We start from the raw sequence: 7,922 nt of genomic DNA, 5'->3' as shown, positions 1-7,922 counted from the left end.
CGAGATCGGCGGCACCCGCGGCACCCGCACCGAGCTGCTCTACCGTCCCGAACTCGTCGTGCGCAACAGCACGGCCCCGGTACCCCTCTCCGTGCCCGCGGCGGCCGCAAGACGATGAGGACCGGGGTGGCCGCACGGCGGTGAAGGCCGGGGACGGCCCGCGAGGCGGTGAGGGCCGGGGCGCCCCGCGAGGGCACCGGCCCGGCCGGGCCGGAACCACGCAGCGGGCCTCCTCGCCGGAGATCACTCCGGCGGCGCATGCCGTACCCTCATCCCATGCGCGCTGTCCTTTTTGACCGCTTTGGTGGTCCTTTCGACGTCCGCGATGTTCCCACCCCCACCGCCTCCCCGCGCGGAGTGGTCATCCGCGTCGGGGCGACGGGACTGTGCCGCAGCGACTGGCACGGCTGGCAGGGGCACGACGCCGACATCACCCGCCTGCCGCACGTGCCGGGGCATGAGCTCGCGGGCGTGGTGGAGGCGGTCGGCGCCGAGGTCCGCGGCCGGCGTCCGGGAGACAGGGTCACGGTCCCCTTCGTGTCCGCGTGCGGTTCCTGCGCGGCGTGCGCCACCGGCGACCAGCAGGTGTGCGAACGCCAGACCCAGCCGGGCTTCACCCACTGGGGATCGTTCGCCGAGTACGTGGCCATCGAGAACGCGGACGTCAACCTGGTCGCGCTGCCCGCCGACATGTCCTTCACCACGGCCGCCTCCCTCGGCTGCCGGTTCGCCACCGCCTTCCGGGCCGTCGTCCAGGTGGGCGGGGTACGGCCCGGCGAGTGGGTGGCGGTGCACGGGTGCGGCGGGGTGGGCCTGTCCGCCGTGATGATCGCCGCGGCGGCCGGGGCACGGGTGGTCGCCGTGGACGTGAGCGCCGAGGCGCTGCGGCTGGCCGAGCAGGCGGGCGCCGCCCACATGGTCGACGCCACCGGGGCGGACACCGGAGGGGACACCGCCGGAGGGGACACCGCCGCGCGGATCATGGAGTTGACCGGGGGCGGGGCCCACGTCTCGATCGACGCGCTGGGCAGCGCGCCGACCTGCGCGGCGTCGATCCTGGGCCTGCGGCGCAGGGGCCGTCACGTGCAGGTGGGCCTCCTGCCGGACGGCCGGACACCGGTCCCGATGGACCGGGTGATCGCCTACGAACTGCACGTGCTGGGCAGCCACGGCATGGCCGCCCACGCCTACGCGCCGATGCTGGAGCTCATCGGATCGGGCGCCCTGCGCCCCGACCGGCTCGTCACCCGGACGATCGGGCTGGAGGAGGCGGGCGAGGCGCTGGCCGGGATCGGATCGGTGCCGGGCGTGACCATGATCCTCCCCCAGCGGAGATGATCAATAAATGAAAGTTGAACATTTAGCTAGGTAAGCCTAACCTAATCAGCGTGACCGAGAAGATCTCGTTGCGTGGAGCCGACCTGCGTCTCAGCTACCACGGCACCACCGCCGTCGAGAACGGCCACATCACCTTGAGGCAAGGGCACGTGACGGCCCTGGTCGGCCCGAACGGCAGCGGCAAGTCGACCCTGCTGCGCGCGCTGGCCCGGCTGCACAGGCCGGAGGCGGGCACGGTGACGCTGGCCGGCGACCTGTCCGCGCTGGACATGTCGGCCCGCGACTTCGCCAAGCAGGTCACCCTGCTGTCCCAGAGCCGTCCCACGCCGTCCGGCGTGCGGGTCCGGGACGTCGTCGGCTACGGCAGGCACCCCTACCGGGGCCGGTGGCGGGCGGGCGACCCCGAGGGGGAGGCCGCGGTCGCCAGGGCGATGGAGCTGACCGGTGTCGCGGGGATGGCCGCCCGCCCGGCGGACGAGCTGTCGGGCGGCGAGCTTCAGCGTGTGTGGCTGGCCACCTGCCTGGCGCAGGACACCGGCGTCCTGCTCCTGGACGAGCCCACCACCTTCCTGGACCTGCGCTACCAGATCGAGCTGCTGGAGCTGGTGCGCGACCTGGCCGACCACCACGAGGTGGCCGTCGGGGTCGTCCTGCACGACCTGAACCAGGCCGCCGAGCTTGCCGACCACGTCGTCCTGCTGCACGGCGGCCGCGTCCGGGCCGACGGGCCGCCCGCCGAGGTCCTCACCGAGGACCTGCTCACCGAGGTGTACGGCATCCGCATCGAGGTCACGCACGACCCGAGGACGGGGACGGTGACCACTCGCCCGATCGGGCGGCACACCAGAAGCATCCCCGCCACAACCTGACAGGAACACCATGATCCCCCTGCGCACCGCCCTCGTGGCCGTGGCCTCCATCGCCATGCTCGCCGCCTGCGGCACCACCGAGGCCGCCGCCCCCGAACCGGCCGCCTCCGGAGGTACGGCCTCCGCCTCCGCCTCCCCCGTCACCGTGACCGACAGCCGCGGCAAGCAGGTCACCCTCGACCGTCCCGCCACCAAGGTGGTCGCCCTGGAGTGGGGCGAGGCCGAGATGGTGGTCAGCCTCGGCGTCATGCCGATCGGCGTGGCCGACACGAAGGGCTACGGCACCTGGGTGACCGCGGCCAAGCTCGACCCCTCGGTCAAGGATGTCGGCACCCGCCAGGAGCCGAGCGTCGACTCCATCGCCGCCCTCCAGCCCGACCTGGTTGTCATGGAGGCCGAGCGCGACTCCGCGCTGGTGCCGCAGCTGGAGAAGTTCGTCCCCGTCATCGTCACCAAGGGCAGTGACGCGAGCGACAACCTGGGCCGGATGCGCGACGACCTCAAGATGATCGCCACCGCGCTGGGCAAGACCGCCGAGGCGGACAAGCTTCTGGCCGACCTGGACTCCGCGCTGGCCGCGGGCAAGGAGCAGCTCACCTCCGCGGGCGTCGCCGGCAAGCCGTTCGTCATGGCCGACGGCTGGAAGGACGGCAGCAAGATCTCCATCCGCCTGTTCGGCAAGGGCGCGCTGGTCTCCGACATCGCCACCCAGCTCGGGCTGGTCAACGGCTGGACGGGTGAGGTGGACCCGATGTGGGGCCTGGGCACCACCGACGTCGAGGGTCTGACCGCGCTGAAGGACCCCGACACCCGCTTCTTCTACAACGCCTCCGACGGCGTCGACGTCTTCGCCGAAGGCCTGGCCTCCAACGCCATCTGGAAGAAGCTGCCCTTCGTCGAGAAGGGCCAGGTCAGCAAGCTGCCCGACGGCATCTGGACCTTCGGCGGGCCGCTGTCCTCCAAGCAGTACGCCGAGGCCCTCGTGAAGGCCTACACCGGTTGAGCACTCCGGTCCAGACCGCGCCGCCGGCGCCCACCACGCCGCTGCGGCGGCTGGGGGGCGCCGGTGCGGTCCTCCTGACGCTGGCGGTGGCCGTCCTGGTCTCCGCGGTCCACGTGACGCAGGGCACCTCCTCGATCGGCGCCCTCGACCTGCTCCGGCTGCCGTTCGGCGGCGGGGACGGCGAGGCCGCCCGGATCCTGCTGGCCTCCCGGCTGCCCCGGCTGCTGGCCGGGGTCACCGTCGGCATCGCCCTGGGCGTGGCGGGCGCGCTGCTGCAGGCCATCTCCCGCAACCCCATGGCCTCGCCCGACACGCTGGCGGTCAGCGCCGGCGCCTACTTCGCGGTCGCCGCGGCGGCGGCCTTCGGCCTGACGCTGCCGCTCTTCCTGTCCGGCATGCTCGCCCTGCTGGGCGGACTGGCGGCGGCCGCTCTCGTGCTGGCGCTGGCCGCGGGCGGCCGTACCGGCACCACCAGACTGATCCTGGCGGGCTCGGCGACCGCGCTGGCGCTCCACTCGCTCACCAACCTGCTGATGATCCTCTTCGAGGAGGAGACCACCGGGCTGTTCGCCTGGGGCAGCGGCTCGCTCGTGCAGAGCGACCTGGACGCCGTCTCCCAGATGGGCCCGCTGATCCTGCTGGTCGTCGGCGCCGCCGTACTGGCCGGGCCGCGGCTCGACATCCTCGGCCTGGGCGACGACACCGCCACGGTGCTCGGCGTCAACGTCAGGCGGCTGCGCCTGTGGCTCACACTCCTGGCCGTCGTGCTGTCCGCCGCCGCGGTGACCGTCGCGGGCCCCATCGGGTTCGTGGGCCTGTGCGCGCCGGTGATCGTCAGGCTGCTCCCGGGCACGCACCGCTACCGGACGACGCTGCCGCTGGCGGGCCTCGTCGGCGTGCTCGTCGTCCTCGGCTCCGACATCGCGCTGCGCGCCGTCTTCGGCGGGCAGGCGGGCGTGGAGGTGCCGCCCGGAGTGGTGACCTCGCTGTTCGGCGCCGCCGTGATGGTGTGGCTGGCCCGCCGCTACCGGGACGCCGGACCGACCCGTCAGCCGCCGATCGTGCGTGTGGCGGCCCGCTCGCGCGCCGCCTTCCTGGTCGTGACGGCGGCCTGCGCGATCCTGCTCGCCGGAGCGGTCTTCCTCGGCATGCTCGGCGGTGACACCTGGGTCCTGGGCGGCGATCTGGTCAACTGGCTGAGCGGGCGGACCGGCCGCGGCCTCACCTACGTGCTCGACCAGCGTTACCCCCGCGTCCTGGCCGCGGTGCTCGCCGGCGCCGCGCTGGCCGCCGCGGGCACGGCCGTGCAGGCCGTGTGCCGCAACCCGCTGGCCGAGCCCGGCATGCTCGGCGTCACCGCCGGTGCGGGCGTGGGCGCGATCTCCCTGCTGGCCCTGGCGCCGCTGGCCGGGATCTGGCCGATGTCCGCCGCGGCCATGGCCGGGGCGCTGGTCGCCTCCGCCGTGGTGTACCTGCTGTCGTGGCGCGGCGGGCTGAGCTCCGACCGTCTGGTGCTGATCGGCGTCGGAGTGCAGGCGGCGTGCACCGCCCTCACCGTCATGATCATCGTCAAGGCGGATCCCTGGAACACCGCCATGGCGCTGACCTGGCTGTCCGGCTCCACCTACGGCCGCGTCCCGGTCCAGCTCATCCCGGTCACGCTGGCCCTGGTCCTGGTGGTCCCGCTGATCGCCTGGCTCCGCCGCGACCTGGACCTGCTCGCCCTGGACGAGGACAGCCCCCGCGTCCTCGGCGTCCCCCTGGAACCGGTACGGCTGGCCGCCCTGGGCGGCGCGGTGCTGCTGACCGCCACCGCGGTCTCCGCCGTGGGCGTGGTCGGCTTCGTCGGCCTGATCGCCCCGCACGCCGCCCGCGCCCTGGTCGGCGCCGGTCACGCCCGCGTCCTTCCCGTGGCCGTGCTCCTCGGCGCCCTGCTGGTGAGCCTGGCCGACACCCTCGGACGCACCGTCATCGCCCCGGCCCAGGTCCCCGCCGGCATCGTCACCGCCCTGCTCGGCACGCCGTACTTCGTCTGGTTGCTGTGGCGCTCACGAGCCCGCGCGGACGGCTGACCGGGCCGGGCCCGGGCACGCCCGTCACGTTCGAACCCAAGGTCGGCTTCGGCTGACGACACCGCTGGAGGACCGAGGAGCGTCCATGGCGAAGTCCAACATGACCGCGTCCCGCATCAAGCCCGCCGTCTCCGAACTGCTCACCCTGCGCGTACTGCGGAGCGAGCGGATCTCCGCCAACTTCATGCGCGTCACGCTCGGGGAGGGGAGATCGGCCGTTTCACCACGATGGGCTACGAGCAGTGGTTCCGGCTGTTCCTCCCGGTCTCCGGCGACTCCCTGACACGTCTGCCCGGCAAGCCGACCACGCTGTCCTACGCCAGGTACCTCACCATCCCCAAGAGTTCGCGCCCCGTCCTGCGCAACTACTCGGTACGCGCCTACCGCCCCGAGGGCCCCGAACTGGACGTCGGCGCACCCGCCGGGGTGGAGGTGACCGGTGCCGCCTGCGGCGCGAGGATGCCGCAGGCCGCATTGGGGATTGACAAGCGGAGCGACGTACGGCATCCTGTAAATGCGACCGGATAGATGGGTCTGCGTTAGCGTGGACAAGTTCAGATAAAGCGAGTACGCTCGCGCTTCCACGCTCCCTTTTGACGCCCCGCTCCGCTCGCTCAGTTGCGAGGTCGTTCGGCGTGCGTGGAGCCAGTCCGCCGCGAACCCTCGGAAGGACATCTGTTGGCAGCCTCGCGCAACGTCTCCGCCGTATCCGCCGCTCCCCGTCGTATCTCCTTCTCCCGCATCCACGAGCCTCTGGAAGTCCCCGATCTTCTCGCCCTGCAGACCGAGTCCTACGACTGGCTGGTGGGCAACGACAGGTGGAGGACCCGGGTCGAGGCGGCCCGCCAGGCCGGGCACAGGAACGTCCGGACCCAGTCGGGCCTCGAGGAGATCCTCGAAGAGATCAGTCCCATCGAGGACTTCTCCGGAACCATGTCCCTGTCGTTCCGCGACCCCCGGTTCGAACCGCCGAAGTACTCAGTCGATGAGTGCAAGGACAAGGACATGACCTACTCCGCTCCGATGTTCGTCACGGCGGAGTTCATCAACAACACCACCGGTGAGATCAAGAGCCAGACCGTGTTCATGGGCGACTTCCCGCTCATGACGCCGAAGGGCAGCTTCATCGTCAACGGCACCGAGCGCGTCGTGGTGTCGCAACTCGTCCGGTCCCCGGGCGTGTACTTCGAGCGCAACGCCGACAAGACCTCCGACAAGGACCTGTACGGCTGCAAGGTCATCCCGTCGCGGGGCGCCTGGCTGGAGTTCGAGATCGACAAGCGCGACAGCGTCGGGGTGCGCGTCGACCGCAAGCGCAAGCAACCGGTCACCGTCCTGCTCAAGGCGCTGGGCTGGACCAACGAGCGGATCCTGGAGCGTTTCGGCCGGTACGAGTCGATGCGCGCCACCCTGGAGAAGGACCACACCGCCGGCCAGGACGACGCCCTGCTCGACATCTACCGCAAGCTGCGCCCGGGTGAGCCCCCGACCCGCGAGTCGGCGCAGACGCTGCTGGAGAACCTGTACTTCAACCCCAAGCGCTACGACCTCGCCAAGGTCGGCCGCTACAAGATCAACAAGAAGCTCGGTTCGGCCGCGGACATCGACGTCACCGTCCTGACCGAGGACGACATCGTCGCGATCGTCGAATACCTGGTACGGCTGCACGCCGGTGACCAGTCGGGTGACCCGCCCCTGGAGGTCGACGACATCGACCACTTCGGCAACCGGCGGGTGCGCAACGTCGGCGAGCTGATCCAGAACCAGGTCCGCCTGGGCCTGGCCCGCATGGAGCGCGTCGTCCGTGAGCGGATGACCACCCAGGACGTCGAGGCGATCACGCCGCAGACCCTGATCAACATCCGCCCGGTCGTGGCGTCGATCAAGGAGTTCTTCGGCACCTCGCAGCTGTCGGTGTTCATGGACCAGGTCAACCCGCTGTCCGGGCTGACGAACAGGCGGCGGCTGTCGGCTCTGGGTCCCGGTGGTCTGTCCCGTGAGCGGGCCGGCGTCGAGATGCGTGACGTGCACCCCTCGCACTACGGCCGGATGTGCCCGATCGAGACCCCCGAGGGCCCGAACATCGGCCTCATCGGCTATCTCGCCTGCTTCGCCCGGCTCAACTCCTTCGGCTTCATCGAGACGCCCTACCGCAAGATCGTCGACGGCAAGGTGACCGACCAGGTCGACTACCTCACCGCCGACGAGGAGGACCGGTACGTCATCGCCCAGGCGAACTCCCCGCTCTTGGCGGACGGCGGCTTCGCCGAGCGGCGGGTGCTGGTCCGCACCAGGGGCGGCGAGTTCGAGTACGTCCGCGCGAACGAAGTGCACTACATGGACGTCTCACCACGCCAGATGGTGTCGGTGGCCACGGCGATGATCCCGTTCCTGGAGCACGACGACGCCAACCGCGCACTCATGGGCGCGAACATGATGCGCCAGGCGGTGCCCCTGCTCCGAAGCGAGGCGCCGCTGGTCGGCACCGGCATGGAGTACCGCGCCGCCACCGACACGGGCGACATGGTCATCGCCGGGAAGGCGGGTGTGGTCGAGGAGGTCTGCGCCGACTACGTCACGATCTCCAACGATGACGCCACGAGGACGACCTATCGGCTGGCGACGTTCAAACACTCGAAT

General features: G+C 71.3%; 6 protein-coding genes. All 6 read left to right on the top strand.

The annotated features are described in order from the left end of the window. Positions 1-276: 276 nt before the first annotated feature. Complete coding sequence (locus Psi01_RS42515) at positions 277-1,338, top strand: zinc-dependent alcohol dehydrogenase family protein (RefSeq protein WP_204069889.1); 1,062 nt, start codon at positions 277-279, stop codon at positions 1,336-1,338. A gap of 50 nt (positions 1,339-1,388) precedes the next feature. Next, the gene (locus Psi01_RS42510; RefSeq protein ID WP_204069888.1) at positions 1,389-2,207 is read left to right on the top strand and encodes an ABC transporter ATP-binding protein; all 819 of its coding nucleotides are present in this window, start codon (positions 1,389-1,391) and stop codon (positions 2,205-2,207) included. Between the two features lie 10 nt (positions 2,208-2,217). Beyond that, positions 2,218-3,210: an ABC transporter substrate-binding protein gene (locus Psi01_RS42505; protein WP_239128449.1), complete on the top strand. Its 993-nt coding sequence runs from the start codon at positions 2,218-2,220 to the stop codon at positions 3,208-3,210. After that, positions 3,207-5,282 carry an iron ABC transporter permease gene (locus Psi01_RS42500; protein WP_204069887.1) on the top strand — a complete coding sequence of 692 codons (2,076 nt, stop codon included), beginning with the start codon at positions 3,207-3,209 and terminating at the stop codon, positions 5,280-5,282. The genes Psi01_RS42505 and Psi01_RS42500 overlap by 4 nt, the downstream gene beginning before the upstream one ends. A gap of 228 nt (positions 5,283-5,510) precedes the next feature. Next, on the top strand, positions 5,511-5,810 hold the full coding sequence (locus Psi01_RS42495) for a siderophore-interacting protein (RefSeq protein WP_204069886.1): 300 nt from the start codon (positions 5,511-5,513) through the stop codon (positions 5,808-5,810). A 150-nt stretch (positions 5,811-5,960) separates the two neighbouring features. After that, positions 5,961-7,922, top strand: a 1,962-nt coding sequence (locus Psi01_RS42490) for an RNA polymerDNA-directed RNA polymerase subunit B (RefSeq protein ID WP_507763459.1), incomplete at its 3' end; no start/stop codon positions are given.

The organism is Paraplanobispora siamensis (genome assembly GCF_016863175.1).
In the GTDB taxonomy this organism is placed as follows: Bacteria; Actinomycetota; Actinomycetes; order Streptosporangiales; family Streptosporangiaceae; genus Planobispora; species Planobispora siamensis.
Note: the sequence above shows the minus strand (reverse complement) of the source record. Positions and strands in the feature narration are given on the sequence as shown.